Annotated in this window: 24 protein-coding genes and 1 riboswitch; of the genes, 19 read left to right on the top strand and 5 right to left on the bottom strand. The window is 71.1% G+C overall.

All coding sequences use genetic code 11. The annotated features are described in order from the left end of the window. The 7 genes from AC559T_RS30775 to AC559T_RS30745 all read left to right on the top strand — a co-directional run. A partial coding sequence (locus tag AC559T_RS30775) for a helix-turn-helix domain-containing protein (RefSeq protein ID WP_498870929.1) occupies window positions 1-623 on the top strand: 623 nt, incomplete at its 5' end. Window positions 624-665: 42 nt separating this feature from the next. Next, the gene (locus tag AC559T_RS30770; RefSeq protein WP_498870928.1) at window positions 666-1,052 is read left to right on the top strand and encodes a VOC family protein; all 387 of its coding nucleotides are present in this window, start codon (window positions 666-668) and stop codon (window positions 1,050-1,052) included. Window positions 1,053-1,214: 162 nt separating this feature from the next. Continuing rightward, window positions 1,215-1,451, top strand: a complete 237-nt coding sequence (locus AC559T_RS30765; RefSeq protein ID WP_498870933.1) for a hypothetical protein — start codon at window positions 1,215-1,217, stop codon at window positions 1,449-1,451. Window positions 1,452-1,483: 32 nt separating this feature from the next. Next, window positions 1,484-2,011, top strand: coding sequence for a DUF3995 domain-containing protein (locus tag AC559T_RS30760; protein ID WP_498870927.1), 528 nt, complete (start codon window positions 1,484-1,486; stop codon window positions 2,009-2,011). 170 nt (window positions 2,012-2,181) lie between these two features. Continuing rightward, on the top strand, window positions 2,182-2,757 hold the full coding sequence (locus tag AC559T_RS30755) for an HhH-GPD-type base excision DNA repair protein (RefSeq protein WP_498870926.1): 576 nt from the start codon (window positions 2,182-2,184) through the stop codon (window positions 2,755-2,757). Between the two features lie 308 nt (window positions 2,758-3,065). Next, complete coding sequence (locus AC559T_RS30750; protein ID WP_498870925.1) at window positions 3,066-3,218, top strand: hypothetical protein; 153 nt, start codon at window positions 3,066-3,068, stop codon at window positions 3,216-3,218. Continuing rightward, the gene (locus AC559T_RS30745; protein WP_112106437.1) at window positions 3,211-3,504 is read left to right on the top strand and encodes a ribbon-helix-helix protein, CopG family; all 294 of its coding nucleotides are present in this window, start codon (window positions 3,211-3,213) and stop codon (window positions 3,502-3,504) included. Before AC559T_RS30750 ends, AC559T_RS30745 begins: the two co-directional genes overlap by 8 nt. Before the next feature lie 67 nt (window positions 3,505-3,571). Here the strand turns inward: AC559T_RS30745 and AC559T_RS30740 are convergent, their stop codons facing one another. Both AC559T_RS30740 and AC559T_RS30735 read right to left on the bottom strand, forming a co-directional pair. Beyond that, window positions 3,572-4,480: an LLM class flavin-dependent oxidoreductase gene (locus AC559T_RS30740; protein ID WP_498870924.1), complete on the bottom strand. Its 909-nt coding sequence runs from the start codon at window positions 4,478-4,480 to the stop codon at window positions 3,572-3,574. Between the two features lie 279 nt (window positions 4,481-4,759). Then, window positions 4,760-5,059 (bottom strand): YiaA/YiaB family inner membrane protein, encoded by a 300-nt coding sequence (locus AC559T_RS30735; RefSeq protein ID WP_112106435.1) that lies wholly within the window; start codon window positions 5,057-5,059, stop codon window positions 4,760-4,762. 89 nt (window positions 5,060-5,148) lie between these two features. On the opposite strand from AC559T_RS30735, the gene macS reads away from it, so the two are divergent. Together macS and AC559T_RS30725 are read left to right on the top strand one after the other, a co-directional pair. Then, the gene (gene macS / locus AC559T_RS30730) at window positions 5,149-6,474 is read left to right on the top strand and encodes a MacS family sensor histidine kinase (RefSeq protein WP_498870932.1); all 1,326 of its coding nucleotides are present in this window, start codon (window positions 5,149-5,151) and stop codon (window positions 6,472-6,474) included. Beyond that, on the top strand, window positions 6,461-7,210 hold the full coding sequence (locus tag AC559T_RS30725) for a response regulator (RefSeq protein WP_112106434.1): 750 nt from the start codon (window positions 6,461-6,463) through the stop codon (window positions 7,208-7,210). Before macS ends, AC559T_RS30725 begins: the two co-directional genes overlap by 14 nt. A 4-nt stretch (window positions 7,211-7,214) precedes the next feature. On the opposite strand, the gene AC559T_RS30720 is transcribed toward AC559T_RS30725, so the two are convergent. Both AC559T_RS30720 and AC559T_RS30715 read right to left on the bottom strand, forming a co-directional pair. Further along, window positions 7,215-7,490 carry a cell division protein SepF gene (locus tag AC559T_RS30720; protein ID WP_071059722.1) on the bottom strand — a complete coding sequence of 92 codons (276 nt, stop codon included), beginning with the start codon at window positions 7,488-7,490 and terminating at the stop codon, window positions 7,215-7,217. Window positions 7,491-7,545: 55 nt separating this feature from the next. After that, the gene (locus AC559T_RS30715) at window positions 7,546-8,010 is read right to left on the bottom strand and encodes an HIT family protein (RefSeq protein ID WP_498870923.1); all 465 of its coding nucleotides are present in this window, start codon (window positions 8,008-8,010) and stop codon (window positions 7,546-7,548) included. Between the two features lie 172 nt (window positions 8,011-8,182). Between AC559T_RS30715 and AC559T_RS30710 the strand changes: the two genes are divergently transcribed. Further along, window positions 8,183-8,572, top strand: a complete 390-nt coding sequence (locus AC559T_RS30710; protein ID WP_112106431.1) for a PPOX class F420-dependent oxidoreductase — start codon at window positions 8,183-8,185, stop codon at window positions 8,570-8,572. Window positions 8,573-8,606: 34 nt separating this feature from the next. Here AC559T_RS30710 and AC559T_RS30705 read toward each other — a convergent pair whose 3' ends face one another. Beyond that, the gene (locus tag AC559T_RS30705; RefSeq protein WP_498870922.1) at window positions 8,607-9,617 is read right to left on the bottom strand and encodes a fibronectin type III domain-containing protein; all 1,011 of its coding nucleotides are present in this window, start codon (window positions 9,615-9,617) and stop codon (window positions 8,607-8,609) included. Between the two features lie 342 nt (window positions 9,618-9,959). On the opposite strand from AC559T_RS30705, the gene AC559T_RS30700 reads away from it, so the two are divergent. From AC559T_RS30700 to AC559T_RS30660, 9 genes are all read left to right on the top strand, one after another. Further along, window positions 9,960-11,342, top strand: a complete 1,383-nt coding sequence (locus AC559T_RS30700; RefSeq protein WP_498870921.1) for a serine/threonine-protein kinase — start codon at window positions 9,960-9,962, stop codon at window positions 11,340-11,342. A 111-nt stretch (window positions 11,343-11,453) separates the two neighbouring features. Continuing rightward, window positions 11,454-12,899 carry a ferredoxin reductase family protein gene (locus AC559T_RS30695; RefSeq protein ID WP_498870920.1) on the top strand — a complete coding sequence of 482 codons (1,446 nt, stop codon included), beginning with the start codon at window positions 11,454-11,456 and terminating at the stop codon, window positions 12,897-12,899. After that, window positions 12,896-13,378: an FMN-binding protein gene (locus tag AC559T_RS30690; protein ID WP_498870919.1), complete on the top strand. Its 483-nt coding sequence runs from the start codon at window positions 12,896-12,898 to the stop codon at window positions 13,376-13,378. The genes AC559T_RS30695 and AC559T_RS30690 overlap by 4 nt, the downstream gene beginning before the upstream one ends. A gap of 70 nt (window positions 13,379-13,448) precedes the next feature. Next, complete coding sequence (locus AC559T_RS30685) at window positions 13,449-14,300, top strand: FAD:protein FMN transferase (RefSeq protein WP_498870931.1); 852 nt, start codon at window positions 13,449-13,451, stop codon at window positions 14,298-14,300. A 26-nt stretch (window positions 14,301-14,326) separates the two neighbouring features. Further along, window positions 14,327-15,016 carry a response regulator transcription factor gene (locus AC559T_RS30680; protein ID WP_498870918.1) on the top strand — a complete coding sequence of 230 codons (690 nt, stop codon included), beginning with the start codon at window positions 14,327-14,329 and terminating at the stop codon, window positions 15,014-15,016. A gap of 80 nt (window positions 15,017-15,096) precedes the next feature. After that, window positions 15,097-16,632: a sensor histidine kinase gene (locus AC559T_RS30675; protein WP_498870930.1), complete on the top strand. Its 1,536-nt coding sequence runs from the start codon at window positions 15,097-15,099 to the stop codon at window positions 16,630-16,632. Between the two features lie 119 nt (window positions 16,633-16,751). Continuing rightward, window positions 16,752-17,642 carry an SDR family NAD(P)-dependent oxidoreductase gene (locus AC559T_RS30670; RefSeq protein ID WP_071059714.1) on the top strand — a complete coding sequence of 297 codons (891 nt, stop codon included), beginning with the start codon at window positions 16,752-16,754 and terminating at the stop codon, window positions 17,640-17,642. Between the two features lie 371 nt (window positions 17,643-18,013). Next, a riboswitch (cyclic di-AMP (ydaO/yuaA leader) is annotated at window positions 18,014-18,191 on the top strand. An 11-nt stretch (window positions 18,192-18,202) separates the two neighbouring features. Then, entirely contained in the window at window positions 18,203-18,580 is a 378-nt protein-coding gene (locus tag AC559T_RS30665) for a transglycosylase family protein (protein WP_112106426.1), read from the top strand. Between the two features lie 309 nt (window positions 18,581-18,889). After that, window positions 18,890-20,461, top strand: coding sequence for an MFS transporter (locus AC559T_RS30660; protein ID WP_498870917.1), 1,572 nt, complete (start codon window positions 18,890-18,892; stop codon window positions 20,459-20,461). The last annotated feature ends 12 nt before the right edge of the window (window positions 20,462-20,473 follow it).

Raw genomic sequence — 20,473 nt, 5'->3', positions numbered from 1 at the left:
GTGTTGAGGGAGCGGCACTGCAGGGACCGACAGACCGCCCGGGTCTGATCGACTCTGCCGCGCAACGGGAGATCGTCTGGGTCGCCTTCCGTGCGGGCGGCGCCTATCCGTTCTTTCCGGTCGACGGCGCGGACGTGCGCGGTCGGCTGGTCGGCCTCGGTGATCTGTGGGGGCCGGCCGGCGCGGGCCTGCGAGAGCGTCTGCTCGAAGCCGGTAGCCCGGCCGGTGCGCTGCGCGTCGTCGAGGAGACGTTGGTCCACCAGGCCGCCCGCGCCCTCGAACGGGATCCAGCGGTGACCGCGGCCGCGACGGCGCTGCACACGGGGATCTCAGTAGGCGCCGTCGCCGACATGCTCGGCTGGACACCGCGCCGCCTGAACCGTCGGTTCACCTCTCGTACCGGGCTGGCGCCCAAGCGGTTCAGCCGGGTGCGTCGGTTCCAGCGACTCCTGCGCGCGGCCGGCGGCAGGGACGATCCGGACTGGGCTCGACTGGCCGTGGACTGTGGGTTCTATGATCAGGCCCATTTGATCAACGAATTTCGGGGCCTGTCGGGCCTGACGCCAGGGACCTACCGGTCCCGCTCGGCCGACGCGCCCAACCACGTACCGTTGATCGACTGATTCTTCCAATCCAACCCGGTTGGACACGGCGACGATCGTGCCATGCAGACCGCTACCGTTGTTTACCCGCGCCTGGTCGTGATCAACGCCGCCGGCGCCATCGCCTTCTACCGCGACGTCTTCGGCGCCGTGGAGAAGGAACGACACCTCGACGAGGACGGCCGGATCGTGGACGCCGAGCTGACGATCGGCAGTGCGCGCATGTCCGTCAGAGATGAGGGATACGGCGACCCGGCGCCGCCGAGCCTCGGCGGCACACCGGTCATCATGGCCGTGGAGGTAGCCGATCCGGACGCCACCGCGGCGGCGATGCTCGAACGGGGAGCGACCGTCATCCACCCCATAGCCAATCACCCATACGGCCGGGCCGGCCGTATGGCGGACCCGTACGGCCACCAGTGGATGCTGCTGCGTCCAGCCGATGGATAGGCCACGGGGATCCACGACCTGACAGCCCGGCCAGCCGCCGGGCAGCGCCAGTCGGGCGCCGCCCGGCGGCCGACTATGAAGCGTGACAACGCGGCTGCGTCCTGGTGATGATCTGACCGGCGTCGCGGCGGTCGCCGTGACGTGGTGGGCTACCGTTGATTCGTGGGACTGCACCTGAGTCAGATCGCCGAGGCCGACGCGCTGCTGACCAATGACCCGTTGGCGCTTTTGATCGGCATGGTGCTGGACCAGTCAGTATCGGAAAGATGGAGTGGGCGGGACGGGGTCCGCACCTGTCTGGCGCGTAGCGCCAGGTTTGGCCTGCGGCACCGCGTTTGTGTCGCCGCTGCCCTCCGCCGCGGGGCTGCCTGTGGGGAAGTTCGTCTGGTGACCACGTGAATGTCGGACCTACTCGGACTCCCGGGAGTCGAGTGTCCGCCGCCGTCGCCGCCGCGGTGGTGGCGGTCGTACTGGGGCTGAGCAGCGCCGCCGTCAGCGCCTACTGGGCGGTGGGCGGCACCGGGCTGTTGGAGACGGTCGGCGGTGAGATCGAGCGGCAGGGGCGTCGGCATGGCACTGGCATCACCCTCGCGCTGTGGGTGATCGTCGGCGTCAAGCTCGCGGTGGCCCTGGCCGCGCCGGTACTGACCGCCGGGCCGGGACGGTTTCCGCCGTGGACGGCCGGACGGGTTCCCCGCCTGTTGAGCTGGATCGCCGCGACTGTCCTCGCGATCTACGGTGGCCTTCTGACGGCGGTCGGCTGTCTCGTCCTGAGCGGTCTGATCCCGGCAGGCGAGCAGGCCGATCGGCGAGCGTTGACCTGGCACGCCTTCCTGTGGGATCCATGGTTCTTCTATTGGGGGCTGGCGCTGATGTCGACGCTGTGGCTCACGCGCCGACCCGTCGGCGGCGGCCGCCTCCGCCGGGATCAGTCGGCCCAAGGGCAGGTGTCCGTCTGACTCGCCCCGCTCGCAGAGGTCCTTGACGAACCGGACAGGCGAAGTAGCGCTCGGCGACCATCGTGCCCACCGCACGGCCGACGTCTTTGAAGCCGGCAGGCCGGCGGGTCAGGTGGCGGTGTCAGCGAAGTGGTCCCTTGCTGTCGCGACGTGAGGTCTACGGTGGTGCCGTGGGACTGCATCTGAGCCAGATCGCCGAGGCGGACGAGCTGCTGACGAACGACCCGTTGGCGCTGCTGATCGGGATGGTGCTGGACCAGCAGATCCCGTTGGAGCGGGCGTTCGCGGCCCCGCTGGAGCTGACGCGCCGGCTCGGCCGTTCGTTGGACGCGGTGGACCTGGCGGGGATGGATCCGGACGAGCTGGCTGCGGTTTTCTCGATCCAGCCTGCGTTGCACCGTTTCCCGGCGGCGATGGCGCAGCGGACCCAGAAGCTCTGTCAGATCGTCATCGACAGCTACGACGGTGATGCCGCGCGGGTGTGGACGGCTGCCGCGGACGGGAAGGATCTACTGAAGCGGGTCGCGGCGCTACCCGGCTTCGGGATCCAGAAGGCGAAGATCTTCGTGGCGTTGCTCGGCAAGCAGCTCGGCGTCGAGGCCGAGGGTTGGCGGGAGGCCACCGCTCCGTTCGGTGAGGCCGGCAGCTACCTCTCGGTGGCCGACATCGTTGACCAGCAGAGTCGCGACAAGGTCCGCGACTACAAGAAGCAGATGAAGGTGGCAGCGAGGGCTACAACGGCCTGACCTGCGGGTTTCGCGGGAACCCTTCAGGCAGTCCGCAGGGCGCCCGCTGGATGGCCAGGGTCGCACGTCTGCGTCGGGTGCCGTGTTGCCTCGCTGTAGTCGGTGTCTGACCCTCGTTCACCCGTGTGAGTAGATGTGTGACACTGTAAGTTGTGGTGGACGGCCTTTGGTGGGACCAGGAGGACGCGGAATACATCCGACATCGGTCTGATCGTTATCCCGGCGCGACCGACATCGAACCTGAGTGGACCTTGGAGGCGGTGAAGGATCCGCGGAGGGTCGTTCGTGACCCGGATCCGAGGAGCAGGATGGGCTCGGCCCGCCTGATCGGGTACTCGCGCAGTGCCGGGTTCGTGCTGACCGTGATCGTCGATCCGATCGACGAGGCTGGGATCACCGCGTGGAAGACCCGTGGAAGCGATCTTCGGGACTACCTGGAGGGGGAGAGCGGCGGTGACTGATTCGTCCAGGCGTGCCCGGCGTGACGCGATCCGAGCCGAGTACGCGGCCGAGGAGGCCGAGGCTGCCGAAGCGGAGGCCGTGGAAGCCGAGCAGGCCGTCGTGTCCGTGCGGGTTCCCGCGTCGTTGGCGGAGGCTCTCAAGGCCCGTGCGGCCGCCGAGCACCTGCCGACCTCGGCTCTGGTCCGGCGCATCCTCGCCCGGGCGGTGCAGAGCCCCGAGGCTCCTGTCGTGAGCGTGGAGCAGGTCGAAGAGATTGTGCGCAGGGTCCTCCGCGAATCAGCGTGACCTGCAATCCGCAAACAGTCCGCAGGAGGGCGGAAAACGGCCCACGCCAGTGGCAACTCAGCTCCCGTCAGGGCCTGTCGATCGCCTCGCGCACCGCCGGGACGATCTCTCGTGCCCACCTGCCCAGGGCAACATCCGTCCCGGTCCCGTCGTCGACCGGGAAGCAGATGAAACCGGCGGCTCCGTGCTCCAGGACGGCCGATGTCAGCTCGTCCACCCACTGATCCACCGATCCGCCGAACCAGCGGCCGGAATCGTCACGGAAAGCGGGCAACGGCGAGGCTGTGATGCGGCCCTGCACGTTGTAGATGGTCGCGACGTCCGCCGGGTTCCGGCCGGCCGCTGCGGCCGCCTCGTCGATGAGCGGGCGAGATTCGGCGAACCGTGAGCTGAGCCAGTCGGCGGCATGGCCGGGAATCCACCCGTCGGCCAGCCTTCCGGTGACGGCCAATGACTGTGAACCTACCGAGCCCGTCCAGATCGCGGGTGTCGGGGAGAGTGAAGGAACCAGGTCGGTCACCCGGTGGAATTCGCCCTCGAAGGTCACTGGATCGCCGCCGCCGGTCAATGCCCGCACCAGGATGATGGTTTCCGCCATGGCACGCACGGCCCGCGCCGGTGTCAGCGGTTCGACGCCCAGTTTCACGATCTCCGACCAGAGTCCGCCAGCTCCGACCCCCAGGACGACCCGGCCGCCCGAGAGCGCGGACAACGCGCTGATCGTGCGCGCCAGCATCGGCGCGGGACGGCTCGGAGTGTTGGTGACGTTCACCGCGCCGGTGATGGACGTCGTCCGGCCGAGGACGACGCCGAGCGCGGCGTACGCGTCCAGCCTGTCGGCCAGGTACGGATGGTCGGAAAGCGTGACCAGGTCGAGCCCATCCCGGTCGGCCTGCGTCGCGTGCGCGAGCAAAGCGTCCACCTCGCCGACCCCGGTCTCGAGCCCGAACCCGAACAGCACGTCGCGGTCCTGCACGGCGTTCTCCCTTCCTACGTTCTGCCTACGCTGGTCGCGGAGCGCGGGTGCCGCCCGCACCGGCGTGCCGAGTGACGATCGCCGGCAGCCGGGCGCCGCAGCGACTGTGGCGCGCCTCCCCGAGCACCGTGGCAACCGGCGCGACGCCCGCCAAGACCGCGCCGAGGCTGGTAGCAGCAGGGCCACGCTCCGGTGTTCGGCGGACGCCGGCTTCGCGGGCCAGCGTGGTCTTGCGCCGGGGTGCAGAAGCTGATGAACGGTTCGGCCCCAACCCGTCCGTCAGTGCCCGACCGTTTGTTTGAAGGGGTCGTGTTCGGCGAGAAACCGCTCCAGGCGGGCCTGGTCAACCCGGCTGATGACCGCGGACGCCTCCTGTTGGTCACGGACGCATTTGGCGAGCGTGAACGTGGACGTGATGATATACAGCATGCCGAGCAGGAGAAAGCCGCGTATCCACGCATCCCCCGGGAGATGGGCGATCGCGTAGGTGACCGCGACCACCGAGATGCCGAAGGAAAGCGCGGCCTGCACCATGAACGCGGTCGTGGTCCTGGGGACGAGGGGCTTGGAATGGGTCATGGGACTAGTCTCGGCTCATTGGAGCCGGTTGGCCTGAGTAACCGTACTCATCTCGAACCTGGACTTTCTGCCACACTTGCCGGGTGCGGATGTCGCGAGGACCGGACCGGTTTCGCGCAGCGGAAGGTGTGCGTGGCGCGCTGTGGCGATCGCTCGCCGTCTTCCGCCTGGTGGCGGCGGCCTACGCCGTCGCGACGGTCGGGCTCGATCTGGGCCAGACGCCGCACCCGGGGCGTGGCCTCGCCTGGTTCGGTGTGCTGGCGGTCTGGTCGGTTGTCATGTCGTGGCTCGCGCCGGCGGCCGGCGGCTGGCGGCCGTGGCGACGGTATGGCCTGGTTGTGGCCGATGTCGTGGTCTGTGTTGCCGTGATGCTGACGTGCGGTGTGGTGAGCCCGGCCGGGTCCACGGACGTCCTGCCCGCGCTGTGGACGGCGAGCGGCGTGTTCAGCGCCGCGCTGGCCGGCGGAACCGCGGGCGGGGCCGCCGGCGGTTCGGCACTGGCCGTGGCCTCCTTCGTCGCCAGCGGTTCGGTGAGCGACTCCTCAGTCAGGCCGGCGGTCCTGTTCGTCGTGTCGGGAATCGTCGTCGGCTATCTGAGCCGGACTGCCATTCGCGCCGAGTCCGCGCTGGCCGACGTGCTGGCGGCGCGGGCCGGGGACGCCGAGCGGGAGCGTCTCGCCCGAGGCGTCCACGACAGCGTGCTCCAGGTTCTGTCGTTGATCGCGCGCGAGGCGGAGCGCGGTATGGCGGCGGCCGACGTCGCCAGGCTCGCCGCCGCCCAGGAGTCGGCGCTGCGTGATCTCCTACGTACCCCCGGAACCTCTCAGCCCGTCGAGCTGGGACGTCCGACCGGACGCGAGACGGGACCAGGCCGCAGGGACGCAGCAGGCCGCAGGGGGGCAGACCGTGGGGGTGGATCGTCGCGGCCCGCCCGCCCCGAAGCAGATCTTGAGCCACTGCTGACGGGTCTGGCGCGGATGTCACGTTCGACGACCGCGGTGAGACGGGTGATCCCGCCCGGCCCTGCCTTGTCCGGGATGATCTCCGGCCCGTCGGCCGAGGACATGCCGGCGGTCGTGACGGTCTCCACCCCGGGCACGCCGGTACCGCTACCGGCAGATCACGCCGACGAGGTTGTCGCCGCCGTCCGAGCTGCGTTGAACAACGTGGCCACGCACGCCGGACCCGGAGCCTCGGCGTGGCTGCTGCTCGAGGACGACGGCGATTCGGTGACCGTGACCGTCCGCGACGACGGGATCGGCATCGAACCTGGACGGGCCGAGCAGGCTGCCGCGGAGGGCCGGCTCGGTCTCGCGGTCTCCGTCTGTGGACGGATCCGGGATCTCGGTGGCGACGTCGTCGTCACCGGCCGTCCCGGGCAGGGGACGGAGGTCGAGCTGCGTGTCCCGCGCTGACGATGACGACGCGGTTACCGGGGTTGACGATTCCGGCGGAGCGCGCCGCGGCGGCCGCGTGGTCGTCGTCGATGACCATCCGCTGTGGCGCGAGGCGCTGAGCCGGGACATCGCCGAAGCGGGCTTCGTGGTCGTCGGTACCGCGGGCTCCGTCGCGCAGGCGCTGCGCGTGCTCGCGGCGACCCGGCCTGAGATCGTCGTCCTGGATCTGGGGCTGCCCGATGGCTCGGGCGTCGAGGTGATACGTGCCCTGGTCGGCTCGGCCGAGTCTCCATATCCACTCACCGGTGCTCCGGCTTCGGTGCTCGTGGTGTCCGCTTCCGGGGAGCAGGCCGATGTGCTGGAAGCGGTCAAGGCCGGAGCTTCCGGGTACCTGCTCAAGTCGGCCCGTCCTGAGGAGCTTGTCGACGCGGTCCGTCGCACGGCACGGGGGGTCGCGGTCTTCACCGCCGGGCTGGCGGCGCTCGTCCTCGGCGAGAACTCCCGGGCGGCGCGGAACTCCGGCTCACGTTCGGATCCCGGCTCGTCCACGGCTCCACGGCTGACCGCACGGGAGGTCGAGGTGCTCAGACTGGTCGCGAAGGGCCTGTCCGCCCGGGATGCCGCCCGCCAGCTGGGTGTGTCGCACCGGACGGTCCAGAACCACGTTCACAACGTGCTCGGGAAGCTCCAACTCCGCAACCGCGTCGAGCTGACCCGCTTCGCCGTCCGGGAGGGCTACGACGACGCCTCCTGAACCATCAGTCCCTGAACTTCTGCCGTTCAGTCCTTGTCGGGAATCTTCCGGTTGTCAGAAAGTAAACCCCCGTGGCGAGCCTGAACGGGGAGAACCCGCGTGCGAGGCTCGCACCGGTACAGATGTCGGCTACCCGGCGCTGGGTGGCCTCGTCCGCTGCCCGGTAGTCCACAATCACGACGCCGTTCTCACGGTAAGCTGTGATTGCGTGATGGGCATCACCGTAGTCGGCGACTTCGAAGACGAGGGCTTCTTCGTCAGGGCTTGCGTCGTCGCTCAATGCGGGTTCCCTCCTCGTGGTGATGGGCTTCGAATTCCAATACCCTGCCTTCGAGTCAACAGTCGAGCCGGGACATGCCGAGGCGCAACGCCTCGGCGGACCTGTCAAGCTCGCCGCGATCGCGCAGGCGCCAGTCCGCGTCCAGGCGGAAGCTGTCGCCGGTGAACCGCGGGAAAACGTGCAGGTGGACGTGGAAGACCTCCTGGAAGGCGGCCTCGCCGTCGGCGAGGAACAGGTTGACGCCTTCGCATCGCAGGCCTGATCGACGCAATGCGCGGCCGAGCCGGTGGGCGACCAGCCAGACCTGTGCGCCTGCCCGCTCGTCGAGATCTTCCAGCCCCACGGCGTGTGCCTTCGGTATGACCAGAAGATGCCCTGGCGTTACCGGCCGATGATCCATGAAGGTCAGGGCCGTGTCGTCCTCATGGATGATGCTCGCGGCGGCTCCACGGTGGACAATCGCGCAGAACACGCATTCGCTGTCGTCCACCTGGCGTCCCACCTCTCTGTCTCCGGCCACGCACGCAGTGTGCCGCATGCGCCTGCTTAGCTGTAACGAGTTGGGAAAGAAGTCCTGCGGGGGATAATCCTGAGCGGTCTCCAGGGTCCTCCAGAGCGGCGACTATGGTCGATGCGACGACGCCTTGGCCCGATCTGGCGGGCGTCTCGCGAGCGAGCGGAGGAGCCCACGAATGCTGACCATCTCGCCCAGCCACCGCGATCTGCTGGCGAAGCCCCGTACGGTCACCTTCGCCACGGTCGGTGCCGACGGGCAGCCCCAGGTCACCGCCATCTGGGCGATGCTCGACGGCGACGTCGTGCGCACCTCGCTGACCAAGAGCAGGCAGAAGTACCGGAACCTGCTGGCGCATCCGAAGGTGACGCTGTTCGTCATTGATCCACAGAATCCCTTCCGGACCTTGGAGATCCGCGCCACCGCGGAGATCACCGATGATCCCGGCCTGGAGTTCCTAAGCCGCCTTCTCGGCCTCTACGGCAGTGATCTGGAGACCTTCGAGGGGCCCAGGGAGGACCGGGTCGTGATCACGCTCAATCCCACGCGGATCGTCGAGCTCGGGTAGCGCCGGCCGGCCGGACAGGCCTTCGGGACGGATGTCAGCCGGGCGTGGCGGCGGCGGTCCCTGAGTAGTCGGCCTCGCCGTTGGCGTTGCTCGATCGGATCTTGAACTCGTAGGTGTGGCCGTTGGTGAGCTGGGTGACGGTGCTGCAGGTGTCGGTGACGGGGTAGGGGACCCGATACCAGCCTTCGCCGGTGGTGACGTCCCGGTGGTACATGACGTAGCCGGTGGCGTTCGGCGCTGGATTCCAGCAGATCCGGGCGGAGCCGTTCCCGGGGGCCGCGGTGAGCCCGGTGGCCGGCGGCGGGATCGTGCCGGCCGGCCGTGCCTGCACCGTCCCTGAGTAGTCGGCCTCGCCGTTGGCGTTGCTCGATCGGATCTTGAACTCGTAGGTGTGGCCGTTGGTGAGCTGGGTGACGGTGCTGCAGGTGTCGGTGACGGGGTAGGGGACCCGATACCAGCCTTCGCCGGTGGTGACGTCCCGGTGGTACATGACGTAGCCGGTGGCGTTCGGCGCTGGATTCCAGCAGATCCGGGCGGAGCCGTTCCCGGGGGCCGCGGTGAGCCCGGTGGCCGGCGGCGGAATCACCCGTTCGGCGGAACCGGCCTCGGGGCCGGCCGGGCCGGGACGCGACGCCGACGAGGGCGGAGGCTGCGCCGGCGGCTGAGTCGAGGTGAGTGGGGGAGATGGCGACGCCGAGCCGGGCCGCGACGTCCCGGGAGAACCCGGCGCGGACGCATCACCTCTCCCGGTGGGAGCACGCTCCGGCGTGGCGGGGCTGTCCGAGAGGTCCGCGGCCGCGGTCGCCGCGCCGGGTGGGCCGCCCGCCGGGTGAGCCTGCGCCGCGTTTGTGTTCCTGGCGTCGACGGCGAACAGCGCGCCCGTCGCCGCGACGGCCAGCACCGCCACCGGCAGAGCGCACCAGCGGCGGAACCCGCGGCCCGCGTCACCGAAGAGAAGAGAACCGGCTCGTCGTATCCGGTCGCCGGTGAGGACGGCCAACCGAAACCGCAGGTTGTCGTTTCGCCGCGGGGGGTTCGGTTCCATGGACGCCTTTCCGACACCAGTCAGGCCTCGTGACGAAACGCGGTCATCGGAGATCCGGGCGATGGTCCCCACCAGCGTTGTCGGCCCGAGGTCCGAAAGCAGGGCACCGCGCGGGCGAGCCGCCAGCGGTGATCCTACGACCGTTCACGCGGACAATCATCCGCCGGAGGCGCGATCCTCATCCTTGGTATCCGGATATCCGCCGCGCCCGGCCGCGTAGCTGGGACATGATGGAATCGGCCCACGGCGGCACCGAAGCACCGCCCACGGGCCGCGGAGCCTGAGCGAGCTGCGGGGTGTGAGCTGACTGGGGATGCTGTGGTTTCCGACCCGCACGGGACGATGGATCGTCTGGTAGCCGGCCGTTACCGACTCGCGGAGCGACTCGGCGCCGGCGCGTACGGGACGGTGTGGCGTGCGGTGGACGAGCTGCTCGACGTCAACGTCGCGGTCAAGGAGATACGGCTCCACGCCGCGGTGACCGACCCGGAGTCGAGTGGCCTGCTCGCGCGGGTGGTCCACGAGGCGAAGGTCGTCGCCCTGCTGCGCGACCACCCCAACGTGGTGACCGTCCTCGACGTCGTCCACGAGGGCGACCTGCCGTGGATCGTGATGGAGTGGGTTCCGTCGCGCTCGCTCGCGGAAGTCGTCGGGCAGCAGGGGCCGCTTGCCCCCGGGGACGTCGCCCGGGTCGGCCTGGCGGTTCTGAACGCTCTCGTCGCGGCGCACGCGGCCGGAATCGTGCACCGGGACGTCAAGCCCGCGAACATTCTCCTGGGCGACGACGGCCGGATCGTTCTCGTCGACTTCGGCGTTGCCGTCCTGGAATCACATTCCACGGTCACTCAGAGCCCGCTCGGAACGCTCGCCTACATGGCGCCCGAGCGTTTCTCCGGAGCCCGCGCAATGGCGGCCAGCGACCTGTTCTCCCTCGGCGCCACCCTCTACACGGCGGCGGAGGGAGTCTCGCCGTTCGCCCGGGAGACCGAGGCCGCGACGGTGGCCGCCGTGCTCTCCCACGAACCGGAACCGCCCCGACGGGCAGGGCCACTCGGCGCGACGATCCTCTCCCTGCTCGACAAGGACCCCGGCGTCCGGCTGGGCGCGGAGGACGCACACGAGGCGCTGGTCGCAGTGCTCGCGGCCCCCGCCGGTGCTGTTCCTTCTCCCGCACGCGGGACGGCGAGCCGCTCTGCCGTCGTCCTGCCCGTCGAACGTGCGCACCCCGCCCGACCCGCCGAGTCTGTCGACGCGCCGACGGGGCTGGCGGGGCCGACGGGGGAGGGCGGCACGGTCGAGTACGGGGAGTCGCGTCTCGGGCGGGCCATCGGCGTCGGCCTGGCCGTGGGCTCCGCGGTCGGGGCGGCTGTCCCCTGGATGGTCCAGGGTTTCGTCGACCTGCCGGCCTGGGCGCTCGTACCGGCCGCGCTCTGGTCGGTCGTGTTCGCGGTCTGGACGGCTGCCCTGATTCCTCCGATCGTCCGGCCCGGCCTGTTGACCGTCGGCCCGGACGGGATCAGGCGCCGGCGGTTTCCCGACGATCTACGTCTGCCGTGGAGTGAGATAGCCGACGCGCGTGTTCACAACAACGTGCTGGAGATCGAACGTCGAGGGGGCCCCGGCCGGCCTGTGGAGATCTGCCGGCTGTGGGAGTTTCACGGCACCTCGGCAGGCGAGATCGAGGCGGTGCTGAACGCCTGCCGCCGGCAGGCCCCGACGCGCTGACCAGGTGCGGAGGGGGCGGTTCGAGCCGTCCGCGGGGGCGGTGCGACTTCCCGGGAAGCTCTGAGGATTCGCACAGCCGATTCTCAGGGTCCGGGCACATCGTCCGAGGCTATGAGCCTCACACTGGAACGGGAACCGGAGCCGGGACTGAAACCGGAACCGGGGGCGGTTCGTGGGCGGTGGTCCGCGCCGGCCCGGCTGCCGGCGCTCGGGGTGCGCGTCGGGCTGGTGACCTGGGGCGTCGTGGTCGTGGCCATGTGGTGGTTCGGCACCTCGGCGTCGAGCCTTCACGGCGGCGGCCTGCTCCTGACGGCGCTCGGACGGGTCGCCGGGCTGCTGGCCGCCTACCTGATGCTGGTGCAGCTCCTGCTCATGGCGCGGGTGCCGGGGCTCGAACGCGCGGTCGGGTTCGATCGGCTGGCGGCCTGGCACCGCGGCCTGGGGACGAACGTCGTGCTGCTGATGGCCGTCCACGTCCTGATGGTGGTGTGGGGGTATGGCCTGACCGCGCATCATCAGCCGCTGTCCGAACTGGTCACGGTGATCATGACCTACCCGGAGATGTGGAAGGCGACCGCGGGCGCGCTGCTGTTCGTCACCGTCGGAGTGGCCAGCGCCCGCGCGCTGCGACGGCACGTCTCCTATGAGATCTGGTACCTGCTGCATCTGAGCGCCTACGTGGCTGTGCTCCTCGTGTACTCCCATCAGACGGCTACCGGCGCGGACTTCGTCGGGCATCCCGTCAACACGCTGTTGTGGCAGGGGATGTACGTCGCGGTGGCGGCCTGCCTGGTGATCTGGCGTCTGGTCCTGCCGATCGCGGCGGTCGCCCGGCATCGGATGACCGTGGAGCGGGTGGTCACCGAGGCGCCCGGTGTGGTCTCCGTGTGGATTCGTGGCCGTGACCTGGATCGTCTCGGCGCCCGGCCGGGGCAGTTCCTGCTCTGGCGGTTCGCCGCCCGGGGGCATGCCGTCACCGCCCACCCGTACTCGCTGTCCGCGCCGGCGCAGCCGCACCGCCTGCGCATCACCGTCAAGGACGCGGGCGACCACTCCCGCGCGATCGCCCACCTGCGCCCGGGGACGCCGGTCGTCGCGGAGGGTCCGTTCGGGCACTTCACCGCGGAGCGCGCCACCCGGGGCCGGGCGCTGCTCGTCGGTGGCGGCAGCGGCATCGCCCCGATCCGCGCGCTCGCCGAGGATCTCGCCGGCCGCGGCGACGACGTCGTGGTGGTGCACCGCGCGAGCAGGGCGACCGACCTCGCGCTGCGGAGCGAGTTCGACGAGCTGGCCGATCACCGGCTGGCCGCCGGTTGGCCGACTGCCGATGGGCCGGCCGTCGGTCGGGTGGTGGTCCACCGTGTGGTCGGATCCCGGCGCGAGCTCGGCCACGATCCGCTGGCCGCCCGCTATCTCGCCGCCGCCGTGCCGGACGTCGCCGATCGGGACGTCTTCGTCTGCGGGCCCGCCGGCATGACGCTCGCGGTCGTCCGGGCCCTGCGCGAGCTCGGCCTGTCCGACGGGCAGATCCACACCGAGGAGTTCACGCTGAGATGAACGAGAACGCGGGCAGGCCCTACCGGGCGCGTCTCGGCTTCGCCGCACTGCTGGGGACGGTTGTCCTCGTCGTCGGGGCGAAGTCGGCGACGGGCATCGGCGCGCATCCCTCCACCCTCGCCGTGACACCGGCGACGACCAGCACCAGCACCAGCACGGGAACGGGTTCGGGTACTGGCACGGGTTCGACGAGCGGGACCACCACGCGGACGGTGACCGGCGACGCCGTCCACACCCGGTACGGCCTCGCGCAGGTCCAGGTCGCCCTCACCGGCAGCAGGATCACCGATGTGGTGGCGGTGCAGCTGCCGGACCGGGAGCGGCGCGACCGGGAGATCAACGACCAGGCCGTGCCACTGCTGCGCCAGGAGGTGCTCGACGTCCAGAGCGCCCAGATCGACGTCGTCTCCGGCGCATCCTACACCAGCCAGGGGTACGCCCGGTCCGTCCAGTCGGCCCTGGACGCCGCCGGTGTCTAGGGCCGGCGCCGGCCAGGACGCGCGCCCGTCGCGCCCGTCGCGACCGGGGCGCAGCCACCCCGAACCGGTGATGGGCACGGTTGTCAGCATCGACGTCCGCTCGCCGCTCGACGCGGTCGGCCTGGACGCGGCGATCGGTGCCGCGGTCCGTGTGCTGCATCGGGTCGACGAGGATTTCAGCACGTTCCGGGCGACGTCCTGGGTGTCGCGGCTGCGCCGCGGGGAGATCGAGCTCGGCGACTGTCCGGATCACGTCCGCGAGGTGTACCGGGCGGCCGCCGAATGCCGGGAGCAGACCGGGGGATGGTTCGACCCCGCCTGGCGCGGGGACGGCACGCTGGACCCGACCGGGCTGGTCAAGGGCTGGGCGGCCGACGCCGCGTCGACGGCCCTGACCGCCGCGGGTGCCCCGAGCCACTGCGTCAGCGCCGCCGGTGACCTGCGGGTGCGGGGCACCTCGGGGTGGGCGCCGGGACGTCCATGGCGGATCGGGATCGCCGATCCGTTCGACCGGGCCAGGCTGGTCGCCGTGGTGGAGGGCACCGAGCTGGCCGTCGCGACCTCGGGGGTCGCCGAGCGGGGCGCGCACGTCGTCGACCCGCGTACCGGCGCCCCGGCGACGGGCCTCGCCTCGGTCACCCTCGTGGGCGCCGACCTCGTGAGTGCCGACGCCACGCTCGCGGACGGGTTCGCCACCGCCGCCCTCGCCGCCGGGCCGGAGGCGCCGGCCCTGCTCACCCACCTCGCCCGCCGGGGATGGGAGTGGCTGACGGTCGACACCACCGGGCGGCTCATGCACTCCGCGGGCTTCCCGGGCCAGGTCACCACGACCGCCGCGGGGCCGGCTGCCGAGACAGCCCCGCGGCCGGCCGTCCGAGCGACCGCCCCGAGGCCGGCCGCCGGACGTCCCGACGGGAGGTGACACTGACGGGAGGTGACACTGAGCGGATGGAGCGTCCCGTCCGGGTCCTCGTCGTTGACGACGAGGAGGCGATCACCGATCTCGTCGCCATGGCGCTGCGCTACGAGGGCTTCGACGTGAGCGCCGCGCACTCGGGGCAGGCGGTGCTCACGCAGGTCTCGCGGGAGCCGCCCGACCTGCTCGTGCTGGACGTCATGCTGCCCGACATCGACGGCTTCGCCGTCTGCCAGCGGCTGCGCAACGCCGGGCGGGACGTGCCGACGCTGTTCCTGACCGCCCGCGACACCACCGAGGACAAGGTGCACGGGCTGACGCTCGGCGGCGACGACTACGTCACGAAGCCGTTCGTGGTCAGTGAACTGGTCGCCCGGGTCCGGGCGATCCTGCGCCGGGCCGGAATGGTCGACGGCGCGCCGGAGCCGCTGCGCTTCGCCGATCTCGAGCTGGACCCGGGGACCCGCGAGGTGCGCCGGGCCGGGCGCCTCGTCGAGCTGACCGTCACCGAGTACCGGCTGCTGCACTACCTGCTGGTCAACGCCCGCAAGGTGCTGACCCGGGCCCAACTCCTCGACCACGTCTGGGGGCACGACTTCGGCGGTGACGCCCGGGTCCTGGAGACCTACGTCAGCTATCTGCGCCGCAAGATCGACGACGCTCCGCCGGCGCTGATCCACACGGTGCGCGGGGTTGGCTACGTGCTGCGCCTGCCGCGGTGAGACATCCGGCCCCGCCCCGGCGCGTCCTGCACCGCGTCCTGCACCGGCGCGTCCTGCGTCGGCATCTCGTGTCCTCGCGGATGGTCTCTTTGCGGGCACGGTTGCTGTTGGCCCTGGTCGGCCTGCTGGCGCTCGGCCTGATGCTCGGCGCGTTCGGCACCCAGAACGCCGTCGAGTCGTACCTGCTCGGCCGGCTGGACCGGCAGGTGCGCGACGCCCACCCGGTGATGGAACAGACCTTGCTCGGCGGCGACACGGACCACATGCCGTACCACCACGACGCCGACGACCGGGCGCCACGGTTCGGCACCGCGTTCCTCGTCGGCACCTACGGGGCTCTGTACGACAGCGCCGGCCGGCGAGTGGCCGAGACCAGCCCCGGCCCGAACGGCCCCGCGGCACCGACCCGGCGCCCGGCCGTCACCCAGAGCATGCTCGCCGCCGCCCCGGTGCGGCCCGACCTGGCGACCGCCTCCCTGTGGACGGTCCCCGCCGAAGGCGGCGGGGACAGGTTCAGGTTGCTCGCCGAGCGCTTCGGCAACGGAGACGTGCTGGTCGTCGCGGTGCCCTTCGCCGAGATGGAGACCACTCTCGACAACGTCACCAGGATCGAGATCATCGTGAGCGCGGCGATGCTGGTGGTGCTCGCCGCGCTGGCCTACGTCATCATCCGCCTCGGGCTGCGCCCGCTGACCCGTATCGAACACACCGCGGGCATGATCGCGGACGGCGACCTGACTCAACGGGTCACCGACACGGACCGCGGTACCGAGGTGGGGCGTCTCGGGCTGGCCTTCAACACGATGCTCACCGAGATCGAGGCGTCTTTCCGCGCCCGCGAGGCCTCCGAGCGGCGCCTGCGACGCTTCGTCGGGGACGCCAGCCACGAACTGCGCACCCCGCTGACGTCGATCCGCGGCTACGCCGAGATGTTCCGCAGGGGAGCGGCAAGCCGACCCGAGGACCTGGCGATGGTCATGCGGCGCATCGAGGAGGAGTCGGCCCGGATGAGCGAGCTGGTCGACGACCTGCTGCTGCTCGCCCGCCTCGACCACCAGCCCGACCTCGAGCGTGAACCCGTCGACCTGGCGGCCATGCTCCGTGACGTCGCCGCCGACGCCCGCGCCGTCAGCCCGGGACGGACGATCGAGGTCGACGCCCCGCCGATCCTCGAGGTGACGGGGGACGGGGGACGCCTGCGCCAGGCCGTCGGGAACCTCGTCCGCAACGCGCTCGTCCACACCCCGCCCGAGGCGACGGTCTCCCTCACCGTCCGCGACGCCGACACGGACGCGGACGGCGACGGCGACGGCGACGCGGACGGCGACTCCGACGGCGGTGCGGCGGCCGGTGCGGTGGATGACGACCGGGAGGTCGTCATCTCGGTGATCGACCATGGACCCGGAGTCCCCGCTGACGCCGTCGACCACGTCTTCGAGCGGTTCTACCGCGCCGACTCCGGCCGCTCCCGCGACGCCGGCGGGACGGGGCTGGGCCTGTCCATTGTCGAGGCCGTCGCCGCCGCGCACGGCGGACGGGCCGAGCACCGGCCGACACCGGGCGGCGGCGCCACGTTCCGGCTCGTCCTGCCCCGCCCCGATCCCTCTTCGTCATGAGCTGGATCGGCTCCGTTCACCGCGACCCGCCAGGCTGATCTCGGCGCGGTCGGCCGGGATCCGTCCGGCGGGCGGGACCTGCCGTGCTGGTGAGGTCTCTCGGAGCTCGTGGAGGATGTGTGGTCACCTCGGCGGTCGTCATCACGGGAGCGGCATCCGGGATCGGGCGGGCGTGCGCGGAGCTGTTCGCCGCGCGGGGGTTCGGCGTGGTCGCCGTGGACGTCGACGAGGTCGGCCTGGCGGCGCTGACCCGAGCACAGTCGCGCGCCCCGCGGCCCGCCGTGGCCCCGGCGGATCCCCGGACCGCGGCGGATGCCGGTGCCGTGACGGGGGCGGACTCCCGGCCGGCGGGCGGGCCGGAGCCGCGGATCGTCCCGATGGTCGGGGACGTCTCGGTCGAGGAGACCGGGGCCGCCATGGCGGAGCTGGCGCTCGCGAGCTTCGGGCGGCTGGACGTCGCGGTGCTCAACGCCGGGATCGGCACGACGCTGCCGTGGGAGGCCCCGGGCGCGATCGACCGGCTGGACCGGATCCTCGCCGTCAACGTGCGGGGCGTCGCGATCGGGATCCGTTCGGTGGTCCCCGCGCTCCGGGCGGGCGGTGGCGGCTCAATCGTCGTGACCGCCTCCAGCGGCGGGTTGCAGAGCGAACCGGGGAACTGGGCGTACAACGCGTCCAAGGCAGCTGTGATCAACATGGTGCGGGCCGCGGCGCTCGACCACGCCGCCCAGAACATCCGGATCAACGCCGTCGCCCCCGGCCTGACCGAGACGGCGCTGACCGCGCGCCACCGCACCGACCCGGCGTCCACCGCGGCGGTGAGCCGCCGCATTCCGATGGGGCGCTGGGGGCAGCCGGGCGAGCTGGCCTCGGCCGTCTGGTTCCTGGCCTCCGCCGAGTCGTCCTACATCACCGGAACGACGCTGGTCGCCGACGGGGGCCTGACCGCGCACCACGGGGTCGTGCCTCTGCCGGCTCCGGAGGTTGCGCTGCCGACTCCGGAAATCTGACCCGGAACGGACGAAATTACGACTCGTCCCCATCAGGGGCCTGTCAACAGGTCTGGGTGGTGCCCGGACGAACGCCGGGACCATTTCCAACTCGATGCTCGCGCAACTTCTTCCCGGTTCACGGGTCGAATTCCTGCGCCGAGGTGAGCACGTCACCCACTCTCCGTGTCACCGCTCTCGGCCATCGTGGCGGGGCGGTCACGGTGATGGGAGGGTCCGTTAAAGAGGAACGCGCCTGCGCGCGTGATACGCCGTCTACGGAGAATCTTCAAGGTTTCGATGGGCCATGTGGTGCTCGCCACAGAGCCTTGGCAATTGTTGGTCCGTTGTGTGTAACGTCTGCGCCGTGCTTTCGTTCAGGAAAGCGCGCACCGGGCGACACGCCGAATCCTGCCCCGCCCGGTGAACAACAAACCTCAGGGCGGGAGCGGGGGAACCAACCTTCGGGCGTCGATCACAGACGTCCTCGGGGTGAAGTCGCGTAGCGCGACCGGGTAAATCCCAGCCCGAACCCGACAGCTAACTTCGCAGGCGTGGGGAGGGGCATCACTTTGTCCGTTATGGCTTCGCGTGCTCGTAAGACCAGTCGTTCCATCCGCCGTGGCCGTGCGCTGCTTGTCGCACCGCTCCTCGCCGCCACGATCGGCGGCGGAATCGCGATGTCACAGCCCGCCAGCGCCGCGGGTCGGCCGGACGCACACCGCTTCCTGAGCGCGGTTGTGCCCTGCGAGTCCGGCGGTAACCCCCGCGTGGTCAACGAGATCGGCGCGGGCGGCCTGTTCCAGTTCCTGCCGAGCACCTGGCGCGGCGTCGGTGGTCAGGGTCTCCCGCAGAACGCAAGCGCCGCCGAGCAGTGGAAGCGCGCGCACATCCTGTACGCGCAGCAGGGAACCAGCCCGTGGTACGCCTCGAAGAGCTGCTGGGGCCCCAAGCTCTGACCCAGCCCCCAGGCTCTGACGCGGCCCGTCGAATGAATCTGACGCGGCCGTCGAATGGAGCAGACAGGTGACGGACCAGCCTGGCTGAGCCCTGGCTGAGCGTGACAGATGGTCCGTGGAACGCGATCGGTGGCCCGGGTGTCAGTGTCGACACCCGGGCCACCGGCGTTTCGGTACCACCGGCCGCGTCGCACGAGCGCGAGGAAGCACGAGCGCGAGCGCGAGGAAAAGAGACCTGCCGTACGCTGAACAGTCGTCCGCCCGCGCACCTGCGGCCGAGTTGGCGGCGGCCGGAGAGGTGGGTTGTCGATGGCCGAGCCGACCAGCCGCCGCAGGTTCGCCGTTCTCGCGATCTGCTGCATGAGTCTGCTGATCGTGGGGCTGGACGGCACCATCGTGAACGTGGCCCTGCCCGCACTGCGCCGGGATCTGGGTGCGTCGCCCGCGGGCCTGCAATGGACGATCGACAGCTACACCCTCGTCCTGGCCAGCCTGCTCATGCTCGGTGGTTCCACCGGCGACCGGCTCGGCCGCCGCCGGATCTTCCAGACCGGACTGGCCCTGTTCACCGCAGGCTCGCTGCTGTGCAGCCTCGCGCCCGGGCTCGGCTGGCTGGTGGCCTTCCGAATGGTGCAGGCCGTCGGCGGCTCGATGCTGAACCCGGTTGCGATGTCCATCATCACCAACACGTTCACCGACCCGCGGGAACGGGCCCGCGCCATCGGTCTCTGGGGCGCGGTGATCGGGATCAGCATGGCACTCGGCCCGGTGCTCGGCGGCATCCTCGTCGAGACGGTGAGCTGGCGGGCGATCTTCTGGATCAACATCCCGATCGGGCTCGCCGCGCTGGTGCTCACGCACCGCTTCGTCCCCGAGTCCCGCGCGCCGAGCCCACGCCGCCTGGACCCCGTCGGACAGCTCCTTGTGATCGCCGTTCTCTCGACCCTCACCTACTCGATCATCGAGGCGCCCGCGGCCGGCTGGACGTCCACCGAAACGCTCGTCCTGTTCGCGGTGGCGGTCGCCGCGGCGGCGCTGCTGGTCGGCTACGAGTCGCGGCGCACCGAGCCGTTGCTGGACGTCCGCTTCTTCCGCAGCGCGCCCTTCTCCGGCGCGACGGCGATCGCGGTGTGCGCGTTCGGCGCCCTCGCCGGCTTCCTCTTTCTCAACACGATCTATCTGCAGGACGTCCGTGGCTACTCGGCGCTGCACGCCGGCCTGCTGACCCTGCCGATGGCGCTGGCCACCCTGGTGGTCGCGCCCCTGTCCGGCCGGGCGGTGGGCCGCTTCGGCCCGCGTCCGTCGCTGCTCGCCGCGGGTGTCACCCTGACCGCCGGCAGCGCGGCGATGACGGGCCTGTCCCCACAGACCTCCGTCACCACCCTGATGGTCGCCTACGTCCTCTTCGGGACGGGCTTCGGCCTGGTGAACGCGCCGATCACCAACACTGCGGTCTCCGGGATGCCGCTCGCGCAGGCCGGGGTCGCGGCGGCGGTCGCCTCGACGAGCCGCCAGGTCGGCCAGTCGCTGGGCGTGGCCGTGATCGGCTCCGTCGCGGCAGCGACCGCGACGGTCGGGGCCGTCGGGGCCGTCGGCGACGGCCCGGGAGTCGGGATCGACCCCACCAGCACGGCCGCCTGGTGGGCGGTGGTCGCGGCCTGCGCCGCCGTCCTCGCCCTGGGGTTCGCGACGACGGGCACCTGGGCCCGGCGCACCGCGGACCAGACCCGGTCCCGCCTCCTGACCACCCCCGCTCCCGGGCAGGCCGCCACCCCGCAGGAAGGGACCCAGCAGGTTGCCACCCCACCGGCCGCGACCCCACAGGCTGGAAACCAGCAGGCCGCCCACCCGGTGACCGCCGAACCGGAGCCCAGCCCCTGACCCACCACCCGC

The organism is Frankia sp. Hr75.2 (assembly GCF_949319125.1).
Classification (GTDB): Bacteria; Actinomycetota; Actinomycetes; order Frankiales; family Frankiaceae; genus Parafrankia; species Parafrankia soli.
The sequence above is the reverse complement of the archived record's forward strand: the minus strand, read 5'-3'. Positions and strand labels throughout refer to the sequence as shown.